18 protein-coding genes and 1 pseudogene are annotated in these 24,967 nt (G+C 41.7%); 15 read left to right on the forward strand and 4 right to left on the reverse strand.

All coding sequences use genetic code 11. The annotated features are described in order from the left end of the window. Window positions 1-7: 7 nt before the first annotated feature. From polA to queG, 14 genes and pseudogenes are all read left to right on the forward strand, one after another. The gene (gene polA, locus EJF25_RS13640; protein ID WP_125041614.1) at window positions 8-2,848 is read left to right on the forward strand and encodes a DNA polymerase I; all 2,841 of its coding nucleotides are present in this window, start codon (window positions 8-10) and stop codon (window positions 2,846-2,848) included. A gap of 619 nt (window positions 2,849-3,467) precedes the next feature. Then, on the forward strand, window positions 3,468-4,370 hold the full coding sequence (locus tag EJF25_RS13645; RefSeq protein WP_125041615.1) for a serine O-acetyltransferase: 903 nt from the start codon (window positions 3,468-3,470) through the stop codon (window positions 4,368-4,370). Window positions 4,371-4,386: 16 nt separating this feature from the next. Beyond that, window positions 4,387-5,928 carry a THUMP domain-containing protein gene (locus EJF25_RS13650; RefSeq protein WP_125041616.1) on the forward strand — a complete coding sequence of 514 codons (1,542 nt, stop codon included), beginning with the start codon at window positions 4,387-4,389 and terminating at the stop codon, window positions 5,926-5,928. Window positions 5,929-6,057: 129 nt separating this feature from the next. Further along, a pseudogene (locus EJF25_RS25735) lies at window positions 6,058-6,234 on the forward strand (ORF6N domain-containing protein); the annotation flags it as partial. Next, on the forward strand, window positions 6,227-8,365 hold the full coding sequence (locus EJF25_RS13660; protein WP_125041617.1) for a S9 family peptidase: 2,139 nt from the start codon (window positions 6,227-6,229) through the stop codon (window positions 8,363-8,365). The pseudogene EJF25_RS25735 and the gene EJF25_RS13660, both read left to right, overlap by 8 nt. 12 nt (window positions 8,366-8,377) lie before the next feature. Then, window positions 8,378-9,652 carry a phosphoribosylamine--glycine ligase gene (gene purD, locus EJF25_RS13665; protein ID WP_125041618.1) on the forward strand — a complete coding sequence of 425 codons (1,275 nt, stop codon included), beginning with the start codon at window positions 8,378-8,380 and terminating at the stop codon, window positions 9,650-9,652. A gap of 166 nt (window positions 9,653-9,818) precedes the next feature. After that, window positions 9,819-10,829 carry a hypothetical protein gene (locus tag EJF25_RS13670; RefSeq protein WP_125041619.1) on the forward strand — a complete coding sequence of 337 codons (1,011 nt, stop codon included), beginning with the start codon at window positions 9,819-9,821 and terminating at the stop codon, window positions 10,827-10,829. Continuing rightward, window positions 10,814-11,293 carry a YqaA family protein gene (locus tag EJF25_RS13675; protein ID WP_125041620.1) on the forward strand — a complete coding sequence of 160 codons (480 nt, stop codon included), beginning with the start codon at window positions 10,814-10,816 and terminating at the stop codon, window positions 11,291-11,293. Before EJF25_RS13670 ends, EJF25_RS13675 begins: the two co-directional genes overlap by 16 nt. A gap of 36 nt (window positions 11,294-11,329) precedes the next feature. Beyond that, on the forward strand, window positions 11,330-12,028 hold the full coding sequence (gene mnmC2 / locus EJF25_RS13680) for a tRNA (5-methylaminomethyl-2-thiouridine)(34)-methyltransferase MnmC2 (RefSeq protein ID WP_125041621.1): 699 nt from the start codon (window positions 11,330-11,332) through the stop codon (window positions 12,026-12,028). A gap of 27 nt (window positions 12,029-12,055) precedes the next feature. Continuing rightward, window positions 12,056-12,976, forward strand: a complete 921-nt coding sequence (locus EJF25_RS13685) for a metal ABC transporter solute-binding protein, Zn/Mn family (RefSeq protein ID WP_125041622.1) — start codon at window positions 12,056-12,058, stop codon at window positions 12,974-12,976. Between the two features lie 142 nt (window positions 12,977-13,118). Then, on the forward strand, window positions 13,119-13,916 hold the full coding sequence (locus tag EJF25_RS13690) for a metal ABC transporter ATP-binding protein (protein WP_125041623.1): 798 nt from the start codon (window positions 13,119-13,121) through the stop codon (window positions 13,914-13,916). 293 nt (window positions 13,917-14,209) lie between these two features. Next, window positions 14,210-17,626, forward strand: coding sequence for a protein O-mannosyl-transferase family (locus tag EJF25_RS13695; protein WP_125041624.1), 3,417 nt, complete (start codon window positions 14,210-14,212; stop codon window positions 17,624-17,626). 99 nt (window positions 17,627-17,725) lie between these two features. Next, complete coding sequence (locus EJF25_RS13700) at window positions 17,726-18,340, forward strand: polysaccharide deacetylase family protein (RefSeq protein WP_125041625.1); 615 nt, start codon at window positions 17,726-17,728, stop codon at window positions 18,338-18,340. Between the two features lie 61 nt (window positions 18,341-18,401). Next, window positions 18,402-19,379, forward strand: a complete 978-nt coding sequence (gene queG / locus EJF25_RS13705) for a tRNA epoxyqueuosine(34) reductase QueG (protein WP_125041626.1) — start codon at window positions 18,402-18,404, stop codon at window positions 19,377-19,379. A gap of 8 nt (window positions 19,380-19,387) precedes the next feature. Here queG and EJF25_RS13710 read toward each other — a convergent pair whose 3' ends face one another. The 4 genes from EJF25_RS13710 to EJF25_RS13725 form a co-directional block, all read right to left on the reverse strand. Further along, window positions 19,388-20,635, reverse strand: coding sequence for a BT3233 family polysaccharide utilization protein (locus EJF25_RS13710; protein WP_125041627.1), 1,248 nt, complete (start codon window positions 20,633-20,635; stop codon window positions 19,388-19,390). A 109-nt stretch (window positions 20,636-20,744) separates the two neighbouring features. Further along, the gene (locus EJF25_RS13715; RefSeq protein ID WP_125041628.1) at window positions 20,745-21,548 is read right to left on the reverse strand and encodes a gluconate 5-dehydrogenase; all 804 of its coding nucleotides are present in this window, start codon (window positions 21,546-21,548) and stop codon (window positions 20,745-20,747) included. 38 nt (window positions 21,549-21,586) lie between these two features. Next, window positions 21,587-22,429, reverse strand: a complete 843-nt coding sequence (gene kduI / locus EJF25_RS13720; protein ID WP_125041629.1) for a 5-dehydro-4-deoxy-D-glucuronate isomerase — start codon at window positions 22,427-22,429, stop codon at window positions 21,587-21,589. Between the two features lie 185 nt (window positions 22,430-22,614). Then, window positions 22,615-23,376 (reverse strand): BF3164 family lipoprotein, encoded by a 762-nt coding sequence (locus tag EJF25_RS13725; RefSeq protein WP_235016817.1) that lies wholly within the window; start codon window positions 23,374-23,376, stop codon window positions 22,615-22,617. Between the two features lie 236 nt (window positions 23,377-23,612). Here EJF25_RS13725 and EJF25_RS13730 point away from each other — a divergent pair, with 236 nt between their 5' ends. After that, window positions 23,613-24,827: a transposase gene (locus EJF25_RS13730; protein ID WP_125041631.1), complete on the forward strand. Its 1,215-nt coding sequence runs from the start codon at window positions 23,613-23,615 to the stop codon at window positions 24,825-24,827. The last annotated feature ends 140 nt before the right edge of the window (window positions 24,828-24,967 follow it).

Genomic DNA, 24,967 nt, shown 5'->3' on the forward strand with positions numbered 1-24,967 from the left:
TAAATCTATGGAGTCAGACAATAAATTATTTCTTTTAGACGCTTACGCACTGATATATCGGGCATATTATGCCTTTATTAAAAACCCTAGAATCAATTCCAAAGGATTTAATACTTCAGCTATCCTCGGATTTGTCAATACGCTTGAGGAAGTACTGAAGAAAGAGAATCCTAGCCATATAGGAGTAGCTTTCGATCCCGCCGGTCCTACTTTTCGCCATGAAGCTTTTGAGCAATATAAAGCACAGCGAGAAGAAACTCCGGAAGCCATCCGCCTATCCGTACCTATTATTAAAGATATCATTCGTGCTTATCGGATACCTATCCTTGAAGTCGCAGGCTTCGAAGCTGATGATGTGATCGGAACTCTTGCCACCGAAGCCGGAAAGCAGGGTATCATTACTTATATGATGACTCCTGATAAAGATTACGGTCAGTTGGTAACAGACCATGTATTCATGTACCGCCCTAAACACACCGGTGGTTTTGAAGTAATGGGTATCGAAGAGGTAAAAGCAAAGTTCGACATTCAATCTCCTGCTCAAGTAATTGATATGCTTGGTCTGATGGGGGATTCATCGGATAATATTCCCGGTTGTCCCGGAGTCGGAGAAAAGACTGCTCAAAAATTGATTGCCGAATTCGGAAGTATCGAAAATCTGTTGGAGCATACGGATCAATTGAAAGGAGCTTTGAAAACAAAAGTGGAAACGAATCGGGAATTGATCACTTTCTCCAAATTTCTGGCAACGATCAAAATTGATGTTCCTATCCAACTTGAAATGGATTCACTCATTCGCGAACAGGTAGACAAAAATTCACTTCGTCAGATTTTTGAAGAATTGGAATTTAGAACGCTCATCGATCGTGTTCTCAAAACAGAGAACTTCGGAAGTGAAACAGCAAATGGAAATAAAACGATAAGTAAAAGTCCCCTCTCTCCTCTTCCTCTTTTTCCCGACGAAGAAGGACCAATACAAGGCGATTTGTTTGCGAAATTTGCGGGCAACGGGGCAGACGACTCAAAAAAAACAAATCTAGATACGTTAGAAACGCTAGGATGCAATTATCAACTCATTGATACAGAAGAGAAAAGAAGTGAAATTATTCAAAAGTTACTTACATCCAAAATTCTTTCGTTAGATACGGAAACCACGGGAACCGAACCAATGGACGCCGAACTAGTAGGAATGAGTTTCTCTATTGAAGAAAATCAAGCTTTTTATGTACCGGTTCCACCGGAACGAGACGAAGCGTTAAAAATCGTCAATGAGTTCCGCCGGGTTTTTGAAAATGAAGATTCTTTGAAAATCGGACAGAATATCAAGTATGACATGATCGTTCTCCAGAATTATGGAGTAGAAGTAAAAGGTCCGCTCTTCGACACAATGATTGCTCATTATGTTCTTCAACCGGAACTTCGACATGGGATGGATTACCTGGCAGAAATTTATCTCCATTATCAGACTATCCATATTGATGAGCTTATTGGTCCGAAAGGCAAGAATCAGAAAAACATGCGTGATCTGGACCCTAAAGACGTTTACCGTTATGCGTGTGAAGATGCAGATGTGACACTGAAACTAAAGAATGTTCTCGAAAAAGAGTTGAAAGCTAACGATGCCGAACGCTTATTCTATGACATTGAAATGCCTCTTGTACCGGTATTAGTTAATATAGAACGTAATGGAGTACTGCTGGATACAGAAGCACTCAAACAGTCGTCAGCTCATTTCACAGCCCAAATGCAAAGTATTGAGCAAGAAATCTACCAATTAGCAGAAGAATCATTCAACATTGCTTCTCCGAAACAAGTCGGAGAGATTTTGTTTGACAAACTAAAGATTGTAGAGAAAGCCAAAAAGACTAAGACCGGCCAGTATATTACATCGGAAGAAGTACTCGAAAGTCTCCGTCACAAACATCCCATAGTGGAAAAGATTTTGGAACACCGCGGATTGAAGAAGTTACTGGGAACATACATCGATGCGCTTCCCCAACTTATCAATCCTCGTACGGGACGGGTACATACGTCTTTCAATCAAACTGTAACCTCTACCGGACGACTTAGTTCAAGTAATCCAAATTTACAGAACATTCCTATCCGCGATGAAAACGGTAAAGAGATTCGCAAAGCATTCATTCCCGATGAAGGTAGCCTTTTCTTCTCTGCCGATTATTCTCAGATTGAGCTACGCATCATGGCACACCTCAGCGAAGATAAGAATATGATTGACGCTTTTCTCAGTAATTATGATATCCATGCTGCTACAGCAGCCAAGATTTATAAAACTGATCTGAAAGAGGTAGGATCGGATATGCGCCGCAAAGCTAAAACTGCTAATTTCGGTATCATTTACGGTATATCCGTATTCGGTCTTGCCGAACGGATGAATGTAGACCGTAAAGAAGCCAAAGAACTAATTGACGGCTATTTTGAGACGTATCCGGGAGTGAAGGCTTATATGGATAAAAGCATACAAATAGCTCGCGAAAAAGGTTATGTGGAGACAATCTTCCATCGAAAACGCTTCTTGCCGGACATCAACTCGCGTAATGCAGTCGTTCGCGGATATGCAGAACGTAATGCCATTAATGCACCTATTCAGGGAAGTGCCGCCGATATTATAAAAGTAGCCATGGCACGTATTTACAAAAGATTCCGGGCAGAAGGAATTCAAGCCAAGATGATTCTTCAAGTGCATGACGAATTGAACTTCAGTGTTCCTATCAATGAAAAGGAACGGGTCGAAGAGATTGTTATCGAGGAAATGGAAAACGCTTATCGTATGCATGTTCCTTTAAAAGCTGATTGCGGGTGGGGTAAAAATTGGCTTGAAGCTCATTAAAACTCCTTACTGAAGGCATATTCGAGAGATAAAACAAAGCTTCAAAGGGGCAATAACATTATTTAACTCAGTATTCAGAAAGCAAGAGAAATGAATATTTATACAACTTTATGCTATATTCTATATCCGGCAACTTACTGCCGGATATTTTTTTACTACCAATTTTATCAAAAAGCAAGTTGCTTTAACCAAGCATTGATAACACTTTGATAACATTTCTCGCCGCAACCATTCCTATATCAAATTTATATATACCTTTGCAACAGAAAAACAGATACATTAGTAGACAAAAGAAAGAATTCAAGAAAGTATGCAACACTAATTATCTAAAATGGGACTACAATATATACTTTGTATGGTTCTATGTCTGAACAATAGTAAGATAAAGCAAAACAAATCTATATATAACAAAACTCTCTCATTCTAATATTCTAACAAATAGAGGACGCCGTTTCTGATGAAGAAATGGCGTTTTCATATTTCAGAGGAGTTAAGTACAAAGTAACTGGAAATGAAACGACTGATCTAATTGATTTATTTTATTCTGAATATCAACGATATTAATCATTTTTTTAATACCTTTGTACCCATATCATATTAAAAATGAGTAACTGACCTAATGAGTCCATTGAATTTTACCCACATTTTGACACAGGCAGTCGATGAGCTATCGGAAAGCGAATCTTACAAAGGACTGTTTCATCAACATAAAGATGGCGAACCACTGCCTTCTGCTAAAGTCTTGTATGAGATTATCGAGCTTTCACGCTCCATTCTTTTTCCCGGATATTACGGCAATTCTACAATCAACAGTCATACAATCAATTACCACATCGGTGTAAATATCGAAAAGCTATATGATTTGCTATCTGAGCAAATCCTGGCAGGGCTATGTTTTGGAACGGCAGAAGGTAAATGTAATACTTGTTCCGATTCAAAAAGAGAGGAAGCTTCCCGACTTGCCGCTAAGTTTATCAGTAAGTTGCCCTGTATGAGAAAAATATTGGCAACTGACGTAGAAGCCGCATACAATGGTGATCCTGCTGCCGAAAGTTATGGTGAAGTAATTTGTTGCTATCCTGCTATTAAAGCGATCAGTAATTACCGCATCGCACATGAATTATTAGAGTTAGGTGTTCCATTGATTCCCCGCATCATTACGGAAATGGCACATAGCGAAACAGGTATTGATATCCATCCGGGAGCTAAGATAGGTAGTTATTTCACGATTGACCATGGAACGGGTGTGGTAATTGGTGCTACAAGCATTATCGGAAATAACGTCAAGCTATATCAAGGTGTTACATTAGGAGCTAAAAGTTTCCCTTTGGATGCAGACGGAAAACCCATCAAAGGCATTCCCCGCCATCCGATATTGGAAGACAATGTTATTGTGTATTCCAACGCCACTATCTTAGGCAGAATCACCATAGGAAAAGACGCCACTGTAGGAGGTAATATCTGGGTAACAGAAAATGTACCTGCAGGTGCAAAAATAGTACAAACTAAAGCTAAGAAATAAATTCAAATTACAATATATGAGCGAACAATTCGAAATTATTGCCAAGACTTTCCAAGGATTGGAAGAGATACTTGCAGAAGAACTGACAACATTAGGAGCCAACGACATTCAGATAGGACGCCGCATGGTTTCATTTACAGGAGATAAGCGTATGATGTACAAAGCAAATTTCTGCCTTCGTACTGCCATTCGCATCCTGAAACCAATTAAACATTTTACCGCCAAAGATGCCGATGAGGTTTACAGTCAGATTCAAGAAATTCCTTGGGAAGAGTATCTGGACACTGACAAAACATTTGCTATAGATGCGGTAGTATTTAGTGAAGAGTTCCGCCATTCGAAGTTCGTTTCATACAAAGTAAAAGATGCCATCGTAGATTATTTTCGTGATAAAACCGGGAAACGTCCGTCAGTACGCATAAATAATCCGGATATTTTATTGAATATACATATTGCACAGACTACTTGTACGTTGTCATTAGACTCTTCAGGTGAGTCTCTTCATCGTCGTGGATATCGCCAGGAAGCGGTAGAAGCTCCATTGAATGAAGTATTGGCAGCAGGCATGATCCTGATGACCGGATGGCGTGGAGAATGTGACTTGATCGATCCGATGTGTGGTTCGGGTACAATTCCTATCGAAGCAGCGCTCATTGCTCGAAACATTGCCCCAGGAGTCTTCCGCAAAGGATTTGCATTCGAGAAGTGGGTGGATTTTGATGCGGATATGTTCGACGAGATCTATAATGATGATAGTCAAGAACGTGAATTTGAACATAAGATTTATGGTTATGACAATAACCCGAAAGCTAATGAGATTGCAACTCACAATATAAAAGCTGCCGGTGTATTCAAAGACGTAGTATTGAAACTGCAACCATTCCAGCAATTCGAGCAACCGAAAGAGAAATCAATTATCATAACGAACCCTCCTTATGGTGAACGTATCTCTACGAATGACTTGCTCGGATTGTATCAGATGATTGGTGAACGTCTGAAACATGCTTTCGTTGGAAATGAGGCGTGGGTACTCTCCTACCGCGAAGAATGCTTCGACCAGATAGGTTTGAAAGCAAGTGAAAAGGTTCCATTGTTCAATGGTCCACTGGAGTGTGAGTTCCGGAAATATGAAATCTTTGATGGAAAATACAAAGAATTCAAGAGTCAGGAAACAGAAGAAGGTGGAGAAGATAAAAACGAGGGAGAAGAAGGTTTTACTCCAAAAATCAAAGAGAGAAAAGATTTCAGACCTCGCAGAGAAGGGGAATTTAAGCCACGTAGAGACGAAGAATCCAGACCGAGACGAGAAGGTGAGTTCAAGCCACGTAAAGATGGAGAATATAAACCAAGACGGGATGGTGAGTTCAAGCCACGCAGAAATGGTGAATCCAGACCAAGACGAGAAGGAGAGTTTAAACCGCGCAGAGATGGCGAATCCAGAGAGGAAGGAAGAGATAGAAAGCCACGCGGAGAATTCCATGAAAGAAGAGATTCGAAAGCACCGAGAGAGTTCAGAGGTAACCGGGAGCCTAGAATTCCTAAAAAGGATGAAGAATAGTTAGAATAAATAATTAATGACAGGTTCAATCATTAATCCTCATTAACTAATTGATATACAGCTTAGGTCACAAATTGTAACCGAAAGCTTAAATAACAAAAATATCAACATCATGCGTGCCTTCGTCTAATCGAATATTTAGAAGAAGATGTATCGTCTGACAGAGAGAGCTACGAAAAGCAATTTGATGAATTATTCTCGGCTTTCGCTAAATTAAGTGCGGCCGTTCAGATAAAAACGACCACTCTTGGAGGAGTAACGATAGATAGATTTAAAATAAATAATAAAGAAGAAAACAATGAATAAAATTGGAAAAAGAACCATCTTATTATTGATGGCACTGCCAATGGTAATCAATGTTATGGCACAAGAAATGAAAAAGCTGACACTGGAAGACTTAATTCCGGGTGGCGAAACATACCGATATGCAGAAAACCTCTACGCGCTACAATGGTGGGGGGATGAATGCATTAAACCGGGTATTGATACAATTTATACAATTCAACCCCAAACGGGTAAAGAAACAATGCTTGTTACTCGGGAGCAGATCAACAAAGTGCTAGAAGCTAACAATTTAGGAAAGCTATCTCATTTATATTCTGTTAGCTTCCCCTGGGCGGACAAGTCACAATTACTGCTGACTCTACCGGGTAAATATGTTGTATATGACTTTAAAACAGATCAACTAGTCAATTCACTCAAACTGAAAGAGAAAGCAAATAATCAAGATTATTGTGCAGCTAGTGGAAAAGTGGCATACACCATAGGAAACAACCTGTATGTAAACGATCAGGCAGTGACCGATGAACCTGAAGGAATCGTTTGCGGACAATCGGTGCACCGCAATGAATTCGGTATCGAGAAAGGTACATTCTGGAGTCCGAAAGGAAACCTACTTGCTTTCTACCACATGGATGAAAGCATGGTCACACAATATCCGCTTGTAGACATTACGGCACGTGTGGGAGAAGTAAACAATATCCGTTATCCAATGGCGGGAATGACTAGTCATAAGGTAAAAGTAGGTATTTACAACCCGGAAACAGGAAAAAGTATCTATCTGAATGCAGGTGATCCTACCGATCGCTATTTCACTAATATTAGTTGGGCACCGGATGAAAAAAGCCTCTATCTTATTGAATTGAATCGTGACCAGAACCATGCCAAACTTTGCCAATACAATGTAGAAACGGGAGACTTGGTAAAGATTCTGTTCGAAGAAAGTCACCCCAAATATGTAGAGCCACAACATCCGATTACTTTCCTGCCTTGGGACGATAGTAAATTCATTTATCAAAGTCAGAAAGATGGTTTCAATCACCTCTATTTGTATAATACGGAAGGTAAGCTACTGAAACAACTAACAAAGGGAAACTGGCTAGTAAGTGAGTTGCTGGGCTTTAATACAAAAAAGAAAGAAGTTATCTTCACAGCCATAGAAGGTCTGAAAAGCGGACATTTTGCTGTTAATGTCAGCAACGGAAAGATGAATCAGCCATTCGATACTTGCAAAGAAAGTCTGCATAACGGGATACTCAATGCTTCGGGCACCTATCTCATAGACTTTTCTTCTGCTAAAAATGAAGCCCGTACTATCGATTTGATAGATACTAAAAACTTCAAAGGTATCAATCTACTTCAATCTAAAAACCCGTATGAAGGTTATCAAATGCCTACTCTCGAAACCGGAACGATCAAAGCAGCTGACGGTACCACTGATCTATACTATCGATTGATGAAACCGGCAGACTTCGATCCGAACAAGAAATATCCTGTCATTGTCTATGTCTATGGTGGTCCTCACGCACAATGTGTCACAGGCGGATGGCTGAACGGTGCACGTGGATGGGATATTTATATGGCAAACAAAGGCTACATCATGTTTACTATCGACAACCGGGGTAGTTCTAACCGAGGTTTAGAGTTTGAGAATGCTACTTTCCGCCATTTGGGTATCGAAGAAGGTAAGGATCAGGTAAAAGGAATCGAATATCTGAAGTCTCTCCCTTATGTAGATGGTAACCGTATCGGTGTACATGGATGGAGCTTCGGAGGACACATGACCACTGCTCTCCTACTCCGTTACCCGGAGATATTCAAAGTAGGTGTAGCCGGAGGTCCCGTTATTGATTGGGGATATTACGAAATAATGTACGGCGAACGCTATATGGACACACCTCAAAGTAATCCGGAAGGATATAAGGAATGCGACCTTAAAAACCTTGCAGGACAACTGAAAGGACGTCTTCTAATCATTCATGACGACCATGACGATACCTGTGTGCCACAGCATACGCTTTCGTTTATGAAAGCCTGTGTAGATGCCCGCACTTATCCCGACCTGTTCATTTACCCCTGCCATAAGCACAATGTCTCAGGTCGTGACCGCGTACACTTGCACGAGAAAATTACCCGATATTTTGAAGAACATTTATAATACCTACTGATTATGAAGATATTATTATTAGGCTCGGGCGGCCGCGAACATGCACTTGCATGGAAAATTGCCCAAAGTCCGAAAGTAGAAAAATTGTATATTGCACCGGGAAATGCAGGAACCACTGCCGTAGGCGAAAACGTAAACATCAAAGCTACTGATTTTGATGCAATCGGCGCTTTTGCTGTAAAAGAGAATATCAATATGGTTGTTGTAGGTCCGGAAGATCCGTTGGTACAAGGTATCTATGACTATTTTCAGAATCATCCCGAATTGAAACATATTGCCGTTATCGGTCCTTCTGCCAAAGGAGCACAGTTGGAAGGAAGCAAAGAATTTGCCAAAGGTTTCATGATGCGTCATCATATCCCGACAGCACGCTACAAAAGCATTACAGCCGATAACCTTGAGGAAGGACTGTCCTTCCTCGAAACGCTGGAAGCTCCTTACGTACTGAAAGCAGACGGTCTTTGTGCCGGAAAAGGTGTTTTGATCCTACCTACGTTGGATGAAGCCAAGAAAGAATTGAAAGAAATGCTTGGTGGAATGTTTGGTTCTGCATCAGCAACTGTCGTTATCGAAGAGTTCCTGAGTGGTATCGAATGTTCCGTATTCGTACTTACAGACGGAGAGAACTACAAAGTACTTCCCGTTGCCAAAGACTACAAACGTATCGGAGAAGGTGACAAAGGCCTCAATACCGGTGGTATGGGTAGCGTAACTCCTGTCCCGTTTGCAGACGAAGAGTTTATGGAGAAAGTACGTACACGCATCATCGAACCTACCATCAACGGGTTGAAAGAAGAAAATATCACGTACAAAGGTTTCATCTTCCTCGGACTGATCAGAGTGAAAGATGAACCGATGGTCATCGAATATAACGTTCGTATGGGCGATCCGGAAACAGAGAGTGTAATGCTTCGTATCCAGAGCGACTTCGTTGAATTGCTGGAAAGTACAGCCACAGGCAATCTTAACGAGAAGGAATTGGTAATGGACCCACGTTCCGCAGGTTGTGTAATCCTTGTTAGTGGCGGTTATCCCGAAGCTTACGAGAAAGGATTCCCTATCAGCGGGCTGGAACAAGCTGCCGCAACAGACAGTATCATTTTCCATGCCGGAACAACCGTGAAAGAGGGTCAGGTGGTAACAAATGGAGGACGTGTTATTGCAGTTTGCTCTTACGGTGCAACTAAAGAAGAAGCATTGGCTCAGAGCTATAAAGTGGCAGATATGATAGATTTCGACAAGAAATACTTCCGCCGCGACATTGGATTTGACCTGTAAAACAGGGGATAGTAAAACCGTTTGGTAAACATATATACTCACCATGGTGGGTATATATGTACGGTACGGTGGATCTATATACCCACTACGGTATACATATAGGGATAGTAAACGACTCAAAGACAGAGATGAAATACACAATAAATGTCTTGCTAAACTTTAATTAATGAGGAACAAAAGATTACAAAGCCAGATAACAGCAGGACGTTGGACATTACCAGCCGTCATCTTTATTTGCACTCTCTTCTGGGTGCTGACTTTCTTCTTATTGCCCGACCTCACTCCCGCATTAGGCAAAGAAGGAGGTTCTACTATCTGGCAGTCTACCCGTTCCCTATTACTCCCCTCATGGGCGGACCGTATTGTCAGCTATCTGGTATATGCAATTATCGGCTATTTCCTGATCGAAATAAACAACCGTTTCACCATCATACGTATGCGAGCTTCCGTACAGACAGCAATTTACTTTCTGCTAGTCACTGTCTGCCCGGAAATGCACCTGTTATATGCCGGAGACATTGCTGCCCTTGCTTTCTTGATTTCCCTCTATTTTTTATTCAACAGCTATCAACAATCGCAAGCATCAGGCAATCTGTTTTATTCCTTCTTCTTTATCGGAGCAGGAAGTATCTTTTTTCCTCAGCTCACTTTCTTGTCAGTGCTTTGGTTACTCGAAGCTTACCGTTTTCAATCGCTCAACCCACGTAGTTTCTGTGCAGCGATATTGGGATGGATGTTTCCCTACTGGATGTTATTCGGACACGCCTTCTTCTACGGTCAAATGGACTTGTTCTACCGGCCTTTCTACGATCTGATTACATTTGGGAATGTCTTCGATTTACAAGCTTTACAGCCTTGGGAATTCGCGACACTCGGCTTTCTGCTTGTGTTGTATATCGTCAGCACAGCTCACTGTATTGTTGCCGGTTTTGAAGACAAGATACGCACTCGCGCCTATTTGCAGTTTCTCATTGAGCTGACTGCTTTCCTCTTTTTGCTGATAGCTTTACAACCGATACAGTGCAGCGACCTGTTACCACTTCTAATGATAAGCAGCAGTATCCTGATCGGACACCTTTTTGCGCTGACCAACAGTAAAACATCCAATGTGTTTTTCATCATAACGATGGTCAGCCTCATCCTTTTATTCGGTTATAATATATGGACGCTTTTATAGATTCAACCATACAGCTTCTCATTGATTGGGGATTGCCGGGATTGTTCATTTCGGCTTTGTTAGCAGGTAGTATTATACCTTTCAGCTCCGAGCTTGTGCTAGTTACATTAGTAAAACTCGGACTAAATCCTACCGCGTGCATACTTGCCGCTACACTTGGTAATACAGTGGGTGGAATGACTTGTTATTACATGGGCCGTCTGGGTAAAATAAGCTGGATTGAGAAATACTTTAAAGTAAAGAAAGAGAAAATAGATAAGATGGTTACCTTCCTGCAAGGGAAAGGAGCATTGATGGCATTCTTTGCTTTCTTGCCAGCCATTGGCGAAGTAGTGGCCATTGCACTGGGATTTATGCGAAGCAATACATGGCTTACTCTCATCTCCATGTTTGTAGGCAAATTATTGCGCTACATTCTTCTGCTATATGTATTGGAAAATGCTTGGAATATAGTTGCAGGATAAAAGAAAAGAGACATAAAGATTAGAAATTAAAATAGGATGAAAAGAGTAATTGAAAAGACCGACGACGGAAGTGCAACTCTGTTTGTACCCGAATTGAATGAACATTATCATTCAATCAAAGGGGCACGTACAGAATCGCAACACATTTTCATCCACATGGGACTGGACGCATCTGATATGCTCTCACCCCGAATTCTGGAAATTGGCTTCGGCACAGGACTAAATGCCTGGCTTACACTTGAGGAAGCGGAAAGAAGCCACCGGAATATACACTATACAGGATTAGAACTCTATCCTCTGGAATGGCCGATAATAGAACAACTAGGCTATGTCAGGGATAGCGAGCAACTAACCATAAATAACCAACCGGTAACAGTCATCGAACTGTTTAAACAGCTTCACATTTCACCTTGGGAAGAAGAAGTCTGTCTCAGTCCACACTTCACCCTGCGGAAAGTACAGGCAGACTTTAACGAATGGATCTTCCGTTCTCTGCCAGACAGCCCTGATATCATCTATTTCGATGCATTTGCCCCCGAAAAACAGCCGGAAATGTGGTCGCAAGAACTATTCAACCGCCTGTATGTTTTATTAAGCAATGATGGGATTCTGACCACTTATTGTGCCAAAGGAGTGATCCGGAGGATGTTACAAACCGCAGGATTTGTAGTCGAACGTTTACCGGGTCCTCCGGGAGGTAAACGGGAAATATTACGAGCCCGCAAACAAGTATAACAATCAAAGATATTAATAAAACCAGTCATGAAAAAACAACTAAAAAATAAATGTACTTTCTTGTTGCTCAGCACCTGCCTTTTACTGGCAGCTTGCACAAGAAGTTCATCCAAGTCAAACGATAAAGAAGGCGAAAAACCCGTTATTACGGTTACCCTGGAACCGCAACGTTACTTCACCGAAGCAATTGCCGGCGACAAGTTTAAGGTAGTCAGCATGGTTCCCAAAGGTTCCAGCCCGGAGACTTATGATCCTGTTCCGCAGCAGCTTGTATCTCTGGGAGATAGTAAGGCATATTTCCGAATCGGCTATATCGGATTTGAGCAAACATGGATGGATCGTTTAATGAATAATACTCCGCATATACAGATGTTCGATACTTCAAAAGGGGTAGATCTTATCCTAAGTAATGAAGATCCGGGACATGGACATACGTCTCATGATGGTCATATTCACTCTATAGAGCCTCATATATGGAATTCTGCAACCAATGCTTTGATCATTGCCGGAAACACCTATAAAGCGCTCTGTACACTCGACAAAGCCAATCAAGCCTATTACTTCGCACGTTACGACTCTCTCTGCCAACGTATACAATATACTGATAGTATCATTTGTGAGCAGTTGTCAAAGCCTGAAGCGGCTAAAGCATTTATGATTTATCACCCGGCTCTCTCCTACTTTGCCCGCGACTACGGATTACATCAGATTTCTATCGAAGAAGGAGGAAAAGAACCCTCTCCTGCTCATTTGAAAGAGTTGATAGACTTATGCAAAGAAGAAAACGTACAAGTTATCTTCGTACAACCGGAGTTTGACAAGAGAAATGCGGAGACAATAGCGCAGCAAACGGGAACACGCGTAGTCCCCATCAATCCGCTAAGCTATGATTGGGAAGCGGAAATGCTAAATGTAGCAAATGCGCTTATGCCTGTTGAGAAACCCTGATAAACGGACAATCTGCACCCAAAAATTCTTTGAAGATTTCATTGGCTTGGGTGCGTAGCTGTCTGACTAACATCATGTTGATTTTATCATTTAATTGTTTACCTTTGCTCCAATAATATCAAGCTACAAGTAGGAAGTAACTATGGCTACAACTCCAATCATCGAAATAAAGAATCTTTCTGCCGGATACGACGGCCGTACCGTTCTTCATGATGTAAACCTCAATGTCTACGAACGGGATTTCTTAGGTATTATCGGTCCCAACGGAGGAGGTAAAACGACATTGATCAAATGTATTCTAGGTCTGTTGAAACCTACCGGAGGGGAAATAATTTTTCATATCGGACAAAGTGCTAACCATTCTCAACTTCCAACTTCCAGCTCACAAATTTCTCTCGGCTATCTTCCACAGTACAACACTATCGACCGGAAGTTTCCTATTTCAGTGGAAGAAGTAATTTTGTCAGGTTTAAGCATCCAGAAATCGCTAACCTCACGCTTCACCCCGGAACAAAAAGAGAAAGGAAAACAAATCATTGCCCGTATGGGACTGGAAGGTCTCGAACATCGCGCTATCGGGCAATTAAGCGGTGGACAACTACAACGTGCCTTATTGGGGCGTGCCATTATCTCCGATCCTTCCGCCTTGATCCTTGACGAGCCAAGCACCTATATCGACAAACGTTTCGAAGCACGTCTGTACGAATTATTGGCTGAAATCAATAAAGAGTGTGCCATTATTCTCGTCAGCCATGATATCGGTACGGTACTTCAACAAGTGAAATCCATTGCTTGTGTCAATGAGACTCTGGACTATCATCCGGATACAGAAGTCACCACAGAATGGTTGGAAAAGAATTTTGATTGTCCGATTGAATTACTTGGACATGGAACGCTTCCACACCGCATTCTTGGAGAACATTGCCACCATCATCATTAAGGATACTCCTTGATAAAAAGTACAAAATCATAATTCTCATTTTATCAACCTCTAACCACAATATTTCAGCCATTAATCTGCAACTTATCAGGTATTAATACCCAATTTCCCACCTATTAATACTTGTCACTTCAGCCATTAATACCTGTCACGTAGACTATTAATAGCCCACAAACTAGGAAATCATCCCTCTGATACTTAATAAATCTTACTTTCTTCTACTTTATGCCCGTAAATCATTATCTTTGCGGCCGTCTAATCTGTTTTTAACGAATAAACTACGATAAGTGCTAATGAAACAGTACAGAACCGTAAACAACCTGATGGGTTGGCTTACATTCATCATTGCAGCAACGGTCTATTGCCTTACAATAGAGCCGACTGCTAGTTTCTGGGATTGTCCCGAGTTTATAACCACCGGCTACAAACTGGAAGTCGGTCACCCACCCGGCGCACCTTTCTTTATGCTGATGGCAAATTTGTTTACTCAATTTGCTTCCGACGTAACAACTGTTGCTAAAATGGTAAACTATATGAGTGCCCTGATGAGCGGTGCCTGTATTCTGTTCCTCTTCTGGAGTATTACCCATTTAGTTCGCAAGTTAGTCATCACCGACGAAAATAACATTACCAAAGGGCAACTCATAACAATTATGGGTAGTGGACTGGTAGGCGCTCTGGTCTATACATTCAGCGATACCTTCTGGTTTTCAGCAGTAGAAGGCGAAGTATATGCTTTCTCTTCCCTGTTCACTGCCGTCGTATTCTGGCTGATTTTGAAGTGGGAAGACGTAGCCGACCAGCCTCACAGTGACCGTTGGCTTATCCTGATTGCTTATTTGACGGGATTGAGTATCGGCGTTCACTTGTTGAACTTACTTTGTCTACCGGCTATCGTATTGGTATATTACTACAAGAAAACACCAAATGCCACTGCAAAAGGTTCGCTGCTTGCCCTCATCGGATCGGGCGTACTGGTAGCAGCCGTACTATATGGTATCGTTCCGGGTATCGTGAAAGTAGGTGGTTGGTTTGAACTCATGTTTGTCAATGGAATAGGAATGCCGTTCAACACAGGCGTAGTGGTTTATATTATCATTCTGGCAGCTTCCCTTATCTGGGGCATATACGAAAGCTATACGGAAAAAAGTAGACTACGTATGGCTATCTCCTTTATCCTCACTATTGCCCTATTGGGTATTCCGTTCTACGGACATGGAGCCAGCAGTATCCTGATTGGTATTTTAGTGATCGCCGTATTGGCTATCTACCTTGCTCCACAAGTGCAGGAAAAGATAAAAGAGAAATGGCGTATTTCCGCACGCACCATGAATACAACTTTGTTGTGTACCATGATGATCGTGATCGGATATTCGTCTTATGCACTGATCGTAATCCGCTCTACAGCCAATACTCCGATGGATCAGAACTCCCCGGAAGACATCTTCACATTAGGTGAATACCTGGGTCGTGAGCAATACGGAACACGTCCGCTCTTCTACGGTCCTGCTTACTCATCAAAAGTAGCACTCGACACAAAAGATGGCTATTGCATACCTCGCCAATCAAAAACCGGAGTAAAATATATCCGTAAGGAAAAGACTTCTCCGGACGAAAAAGACTCTTATATCCAACTTCCCGGACGCATCGAATACGAATATGCACAGAACATGCTATTCCCCCGTATGTACAGTGCCTCACATGCCGGACTCTACAAACAATGGGTAGATGTGAAAGGTTATGATGTTCCTTACGACCAATGCGGTGAAATGGTGATGGTAAACATGCCGACGCAATGGGAAAACATCAAATATTTCTTCTCTTACCAATTGAACTTCATGTACTGGCGTTACTTCATGTGGAACTTCGCCGGACGTCAAAACGATATTCAAGGTAGTGGAGAAATCGAACATGGCAATTGGATCACAGGTATCCCATTCATAGATAACCTATTAGTAGGCAACCAGGAATTACTACCACAAGATCTAAAAGACAATAAGGGACGCAATGTCTTTTACTGTCTACCATTGATACTTGGTCTGATCGGCCTGTTCTGGCAAGCTTATCACAGCCAACGCGGTATTCAACAATTCTGGGTTGTTTTCTTCCTATTCTTTATGACAGGTATTGCCATTGTGCTCTATCTCAACCAAACACCTGCACAGCCTCGTGAACGTGACTACGCATATGCAGGTTCCTTCTATGCCTTTGCCATCTGGATAGGTATGGGAGTAGCGGGTATCATCCACTTGTTACGGGAATACTGCAAGATGAAAGAACTTCCGGCGGCTGCATTAGCTTCCGTACTTTGCTTACTGGTTCCTATTCAAATGGCAGGACAAACCTGGGATGACCACGACCGTAGCGGACGCTTCGTTGCGCGTGATTTTGGTCAGAATTACCTGATGACCCTTCAGGAAGAAGGCAATCCGATCATCTATACGAATGGTGATAACGATACCTTCCCTCTGTGGTACAATCAGGAAACAGAAGGATTCCGCACCGATGCGCGTACCTGTAATTTGAGCTATTTGCAGACCGATTGGTACATCGACCAAATGAAACGTCCGGCCTACGATTCACCTTCACTCCCTATCACATGGGATCGTGTGGAATACGTAGAAGGTCAGAATGAATATATCCCTATCCACCCGGAGGTAAGATCGCTTATCGACAACTATTTCAAACAAGCAAATGAATTAGCTGCCCAAGGAGATACTACCGTACTGTCACTTGTTCGTTCCATCTTTGGTGAAAATCCTTATGAACTGAAGGAAATCATTAACCGTTGGATACTCGGCAAGAATGATCAGCTTAAAGAACTGCTCAAAAAGACAGGACAGGACATCAAATTACCGCTTATTCCTACAGACAGTATTGTCATGAAGATCGATGAAGAGGCTGTCCGCCGCTCCGGAATGAAGATACCGGAAGCTTTGGGTGACTCTATTCCTGAATACATGACTATCTTACTGAAAGATGCAAACGGTAGTCCAAAACGTGCACTCTACAAGAGTGAACTGATGATGCTCGAAATGCTTGCCAACGCTAACTGGGAACGTCCTATCTATATGGCAATCACCGTAGGTAGCGAAAACAACCTGGGTATGACCAATCATTTCATACAAGAAGGTCTTGCCTACCGTTTCACTCCGTTTGATACTGATAAGCTGGATAGCAAAATCGACAGTGAAAAGATGTACGACAACCTGATGAACAAATTCAAATTCGGAGGTATCGACAAACCGGGTATTTATATTGATGAAAATGTGATGCGTATGTGTGATACTCACCGTCGTATCTTCACTCAGCTTGTCGGCCAACTCATCAAGGAAGGTAAGAAAGACAAAGCTCTTGCCGCACTTGACTACGCTGAAAAGATGATACCTGCTTACAACGTACCTTACGACTGGAGAAACGGTGCTTTCCAAATGGCAGAATCATACTATCAACTGGGGCAGACTGAAAAAGCAGATAAGATAATCGATGCACTTGCCAACAAGTCGCTCGAATATATGATTTGGTATCTCAGTCTCAATGACAACCAGCTCGCTATCTCAGGCGAAAACTTCATGTACAATGCAAGCTTGCTTGACGCTGAAGTCCGCCTGATGGAAAAATACAAATCAGAAAAACTCGCAAAACATTATTCCGCACAACTCGAACAATTATACAACGAGTACGTGACGATAATGAAAGGAAAACAATAATAAATTAAGTATGAGAATAAAGAATGAAGAATTGGTTGCGCCCCTTATGTCGCACTGAATTCTTCATTCTTCATTCCGCATTCTTTATTCAATTAGTTTATGTTTATAGAACAACCGCCTTGGCTTTTCCGAGCGTTGTACCCACAAGCCATCTTCCGTATGGACCCGAACGAACGGGCAGTTTATCTGACTTTCGATGACGGACCTATCCCGGAAGTAACTCCATGGGTGTTAGAGTTGCTGGAAAAGCATGATATTAAAGCCACTTTCTTCATGGTAGGTGATAATATCCGCAAACACCCGGATGTATACCGGATGGTGGTAGAACACGGACATCGCATTGGTAACCACACTTTCAACCACATCCGAGGATTCGAATATTCCAATCCGGAATATCTGGCAAACACCAAAAAGGTAGACGAAATGATTCATTCCGAACTGTTCCGCCCACCACATGGACACATGGGATTCCGGCAGTACTACACATTGCGACATTATTACCGGATTATTATGTGGGACCTTGTAACACGCGATTACAGTAAGCGGATGCGTCCCGAACAAGTCCTGAATAATGTGAAACGCTATGTAAGAAATGGCTCTATCATTACCTTCCACGACTCTCTGAAGTCCTGGAATAACGGAAATCTTCAATATGCACTTCCCCGGGCCATCGAGTTTCTGAAAGCAGAAGGATACGAGTTTAAAGTATTATAACCTGCAAGATACTAAACCCGTGGTTACCACAAGAAATTTATAACGAGACAAGTATTTTTATATGAATAAACTTCTCTCTTCCGAACAAATAAAAGCCGAAGCCACCCGCCTCGGCTTTTCCGCTTGTGGACTGGCACCTGCCGAAGCTGTCAATGAAACTGTTGCAACTTCTTTCCGCCAATGGTTGGCTGACGGCTGCCAGGCAGAAATGGCTTATATGCAAAATTATGAAGATAAACGCCTCGATCCTCGTTTACTCGTCGAAGGAGCACGCACAGTCATCAGCGTCGCATTAAACTACTATCCGGATACTAAACTTCCGATAGAGGAGTATCAGATTGCTTGGTATGCCTACGGAAAGGATTATCACGATGTGATGAAGAAAAAACTCAATGCTCTACTGGAATTTATCATACTTCCATCAACTAGTGCAGAAACAATCGCCCCAGCTACTTCTCCCCTAACGGTTAGCGGTCGCGTCTTTTGCGACACAGCACCTATACTCGAACGGTATTGGGCATGGCGTGCCGGACTCGGATGGATAGGAAAAAACACACAACTGATCATTCCTCATGCTGGTTCCTGTTTCTTTTTAGGGGAAGTGATTATCAATATAGCAGCCGATAATTATGATATTCCACAAAAAAGTCGGTGTGGTTCATGTACGCGTTGCATTGACACTTGTCCAACAAAAGCTTTAGAAGCCCCTTTCCGGCTTAATTCCAAGAGATGTCTTTCTTATCTTACCATTGAATATCGTGGGGACCTTTCGCCCAATATGGGGCAAAAAATGAATAAAAAGATATATGGATGTGATGAATGCCAGCACGCTTGTCCATGGAACCGCTATTCCACTCCTTGCAAGACAGAAGAATTTCACCCCTCTCCTTCTCTGCTGCAAATGAAAAAAAGTGATTGGCAAAGTCTAACAGAAGAACAATATAAAACCCTCTTCAAAGGGAGTGCCGTGAAAAGGGTTAAATATTCGGGATTAATGCGAAATATCCGTATCGTAAAAGAATCGCCGGAATCTAAATAATCAATTCATTAATAGGATACAATAAGTGGAGCATGCAGTTTCTGCACATATTGAGCCATATACTCATTCCAAGCATCAACTGTCTTAATAGCTGCCTTATCCCATGCAGAACCCCAATAATAAGTATATTCAGCACCTGGCTGGTAGTCACTGACCGCCAATAAATGACCATCTGCTCCGGCACGCTCTTCTTTCTTCTCCTTCTCTGAGAAAAGTACGGCCTTGGCTTCATTAATTTGAGCAGGAAAAGCAGCGCCGATAAATATCTTACCATTACCGGCCTTCGGGTTTCCAGTCGGATCTACATAAGTCATATATCCGTTAGCAACATCGGTCTTTATGGTCCCATCCGGCTCATGAAGAACAATTCCGGTAACTACGGGTACTGATTCTTTCAGATTCGTATAAGAAACCACTGTTCTATTCAAATAAGAATGGGCATCCAACGTAATCACACGAGTCTCCACAACATTAGAATCACCACGTACCACTAACGGATTATATTCCAATTTCACAGTAAAACGTAACGGACCATTATCCAGTATCTCCTGTGTACGATAGCAATAAGGATATATAATGGTATCCCCCACCATCAAAGCAGATGTACCGCCTCCCAGTGTAGGACCTACATTATAACAATCCATTCCATTGCCATGATCGATATGATAGGAAATAGCACGCTCCAGTTCTCCGGCAGCTTTAGGATCGGTCTTCTTCAATTCTGCTATTTTTGCCCGTTTTTCCTTGCTTACTTCATTGGCATAACGAGCTTCTACAACAGGCTCTGTTGTATTATACTTAGTAAACACATCATAACCGAACCCACGTTCGCCACGCTTCTGCAAGGCCGGACCATATGCACGAAAAGCAACCAAATCATTCTCCCAAGCTACATCATCCAAACGCTCCGGATAGTATCTGCCACATGCTATCACATTATAAGGCTCCGGCATACCTTCCTGAACAGTGTAAGTTACTGTACCATTGGCTTTCACCGTTGCCGGGAAAATAACTTTCTGATCATAGGTTATCTGGTAAGGAACTTGCCGACCATCCATGTCCAGAATCACAATCTGTGCTGTATCTGCCAATTTCAGTTTAGCAACTACATCACTCATTGCCACCTCAACCATCTCACCCGTACGCTCTAGTCCCAAAGGATTAGACACTGTCACCGTCATTGTTTGTTTGCTATCTGCACAAGAAGAAACACAACTCATTATGATAACAGCTGTTAGAATTAATATCTTGCTCACTTCCATTGAATGATAAATAATGAAGTTTGGACTAAAAATTAAGAAATTGATAATGGATATTCATGACCACACAGCCACTATTACCCATTATCAATGATCCATTAAAAAACTATTTTGGTTGTTTACCGATGTATGCAAGGATACCTCCGTCTACGTAGAGTATATGTCCATTGACCGCATTAGAAGCTTCTGAGGCCAGGAAAACAGCAGGACCTGTAAGTTCCTGAGGATCTAACCAGCGACCGGCAGGAGTCTTGGCACAAATAAATGAATCGAATGGGTGACGACTTCCATCCGGTTGTTTTTCACGCAAAGGAGCAGTCTGCGGCGTAGCAATATAACCCGGACCGATACCATTACACTGGATGTTGTATTCACCATACTCAGAACAGATATTACGAGTCAGCATTTTCAAACCACCTTTGGCAGCAGCATAAGCTGATACAGTTTCACGACCTAGCTCTGACATCATAGAACAGATGTTGATAATCTTGCCATGCCCCTTTTTCATCATTGCCGGCAAAACAGCCTTAGACATGATAAAAGGAGCGTTCAAATCAATATCGATTACACGACGAAAATCAGCAGCTTCCATTTCATGCATAGGGACACGCCGGATGATACCTGCATTATTTACAAGAATATCAATGCTACCTACTTCTTTTTCGATGGAAGCAACCATCGCCTGAACAGCCGGTTCGTCTGTTACATCGCATACATAGCCATGAGCTTTAATTCCCTTTTCGGCATAAGCAGCCATTCCTTTATCTACTAATTCCTGGTTGATATCATTGAAACAGACAGTAGCGCCTTGTTCTGCGTAAGCAGAAGCAATAGCAAAACCAATACCATAAGAAGCGCCTGTTACGAGAGCTACTTTACCTTCCAGAGAAAAATTCAAAAACTGATTCATAATCTTTTGTTATTAAATTAAGAGAATTATTTTAATTGTTATTTCAAGTCTGTAATCAATGAGAAGTCCTGATCGCCATAATCAAGATTCTCTCCACCCATTCCCCAAATAAAGGTATAATTGTGGGTAGCAGCAGCCGAGTGAATAGACCATTCAGGAGAAAGAACTGCCTGATCACCCTTCATCCATACGTGACGCGTCTCGTCTACTTCACCCATAAAATGACAGATGGCATGGTCTTCGGGAATCTCAAAGTAGAAATAAACTTCCATCCGACGACTATGCACATGAGCCGGCATCGTATTCCAAACACTTCCCGGAGCCAGTTCTGTCATCCCCATCTGCAACTGGCAGGTAGGAAGTACCTGATTCACCAACATTTTATTGATATTACGGTGATTGGAGCCTTCCAATGAACCCATTTCGGCTACTACTGCATCCACCTTTGTCACTTTACGATCCGGATAATTCCGGTGTGCTGTCAAAGAGTTGAAATAGAACTTAGCAGGACGGGAAGCATCCTTACTCTCAAAAGTCACCACGCGGTCTCCTGAGCCCAGATAAAGGGCTTCTTTATAATCAAGTTCAAAAACTGCATCACCAGCCTTTACCACACCCGGTCCGCCAACATTGTAAATACCCATTTCACGACGAGTCAGGAAGAATGGGGCTTTTAGTGGATCAATCGCTTCAAGAGTCAGTACCTCTCCTACCGGCAACGCACCTCCCACTACCATACGGTCATACATGGAATACACCATATTCACTTCATTGGGGGCAAATATCTTTTCGATTAAGAAATCGCGGCGGATTCTTTGAGTATCATAACTTTTTGCATCCTCCGGATGCGCAGCATAGCGAATTTCATAGTTCGTTTTCATATCCTATTATTTTAATTATTGAATAACTTCTCTATTCTAGACGCACTCCGTTTGCGTACACGATGCAAAAATAGCAAAAGAAAATGGCTTTGCATTACAATTTTGTTTTAATTATCCATCAAAATGTTCAGAACTGATGTGATATATATCTTTTTAACGAACTATAATATGATTGGGAAACACAACTAACGGGATTCCAATCTTTTATTAAGCTCATCCAAATCATAATAAAAAACATCATCCGTCTTTGGCCCAATAATATAAATTCTATTCCTGACAGTATCTACACACATCTTATCGACATCATGATCGGTAGTGATCTTGCTCACTAACTTCCCTTTCCAATCAAAGATATAAATAGTATTAATATACGGAATTTCTCTCGCGCCCCAAGGCAACTTTCCCCAATATAAGGCATATATAAATTTATCATCTGCAGCTAAACGCACAAAATGGTTCTTAATTTCTTTTTTTCCTTTGAAAACAGAAAAATCTTCCCCATTCTCTAAACGATATCCTGTTATCTTGCCGGTCTCCACATCGACAATATTAAGTTGAGGAAGATGAACCATGGCTTGTGCTATTTTCGTTCCATCAGGTTTAAAAGCATCACTAGAATTAAAAAAGGCTTCTGGTATAATAGATGATTCACCATTTTTAATCGACTGTTTATAAATTGAATAAGTTCTTAAACACTGATTGGTATCAATAGACCTTTTCTGATAAAATGGTAATGTTGCGTCATTCTTATTTATAGGAAAGGCAGCAACCTTTGCCAATAATTCATTTCTACTTTTAAGAAACAAACCATTGTAACATGCATTATTATTTTCCGTTTTCCAAGTATAAGGAATAGTTTCAATAATTGTTTTACCTTCTCTTATCGATTGACTTACATTCCAAATTAAAATCTTTTCCTTATGCGCCTCAAACAAAAGGGCTTTCAATTCATTCTTTTCTTTAAATAATTGATAAATCAAACTTAAAGAATAAAATTCATCGGGACCTCCTCCTTTATTGCAAAAAGCACCTATTTCCTGCCCTGTATTTATATTAATACTTCGTTAAATTTATAACTAATCCGTTGATAACAAATAAGTTAATTGATAAAGTTTAGCAAAATAAATAGGTCAAGTGGCTGATTTTCATTACCTTTAATGGTATCCTACCACACATTAAGGCAATGAACAAAACAGCACTTAACCAATATGAGGAAATCGTAACCGATGCTTTGAAAAGTTGTTCAGCGAAGTTACGCAAAAGTTTTAAAACAGCATTCATCCAACTCATAATTTTGTATATGGTACTACCAAGAAAGATAAATTTCACACAAATGGGGCGTTACTCAGATAGCTCGGAACAACGCTTCCGGCAGTTGTTTGAACGTGGGTTTGACTGGATGCAGTTCAATCTCTTCCTTATGCGGGAGCGGTTTGGTGAAAGTACTAGAAAAGCCATTGACATAGACGCAAGCTACATTTCAAAGTCGGGAAAGAAGACTCCTTATATCGGCAAGTTCTGGTCGGGATGCGCTTCTGCAATGAAACGAGGATTGGAAATTCTCGGCATCGGCATTATCGACATTGATAGTCGGGACTGTATGATGCTACGTGCGGAACAGACACCGAACAAGGCGTATCTGGAAAAGCAAGGCGAAGATTATAACCTTGTGGACTGGTATCTTGACGTGCTCCGCAAATACAAGGACAAGTTGCTTGGCATAACACGTTATATCGTTGCGGATGCTTGGTTCTCAAAGGCAAAGTTCGTCAATGAAGCCTGTCTGATGGGATTTCATGTCATCAGCCGCCTGCGTGATGATGCCGCCTTGTGGTATTCACATAACGGTGTCCGCACAGGCAAACGGGGACGACCGCGTATCAAAGGCGAGAAGATTGATTTTGAGAAACTCGACCTTCAGCATTGCGAGATTCTCGACATTGAAGGAGGAAGGGCTTACTCAGTCAAGACCTATTCAAAGGCTATGAAACGCAACATCAAAGTCGTGGTTCATTATCCGGAATCAGGAGGACATAAAATCTATTTCTCCACCGATCTTGACATGTCGGCCAAAGACATCATCGAATACTACCGTACACGATTCCAGATTGAGTTTTGCTTTCGGGATTCCAAGCAGTTTACCGGACTCAATGATTGTCAGACAAGAGACTTGAAGAAACTCGACTTCGCTTTCAATGCTTCACCGGCCTCGGTAAACATCGCAAAGGTAATGCGGCAACGATACTATCCGGCGCTTTCCAGCGGATTGCTAAAGGAATATCTGAGTAATATTTATATGCTCAAAAGATTTTTTAGCAAGTCCGGTCTGAAACCGAACAGAACTTTTAATACTAAACTTATCAAAGAACTCTTTGGCATAGTGGCAGAAGCAGCTTAGACGATATGTTGATTTTTTAACGGACTATTATAGAATGAAGATAGTCAAAATTAACCGTATCTTTGCCTTGAACTGTAAAAGCTAAATGGGATGGAAATTGTATTGCCTTCCCGTTCCATTCTTTTACTAAATTGGAGAGC

Source organism: Bacteroides faecalis, assembly GCF_003865075.1.
In the GTDB taxonomy this organism is placed as follows: Bacteria; Bacteroidota; Bacteroidia; order Bacteroidales; family Bacteroidaceae; genus Bacteroides; species Bacteroides faecalis.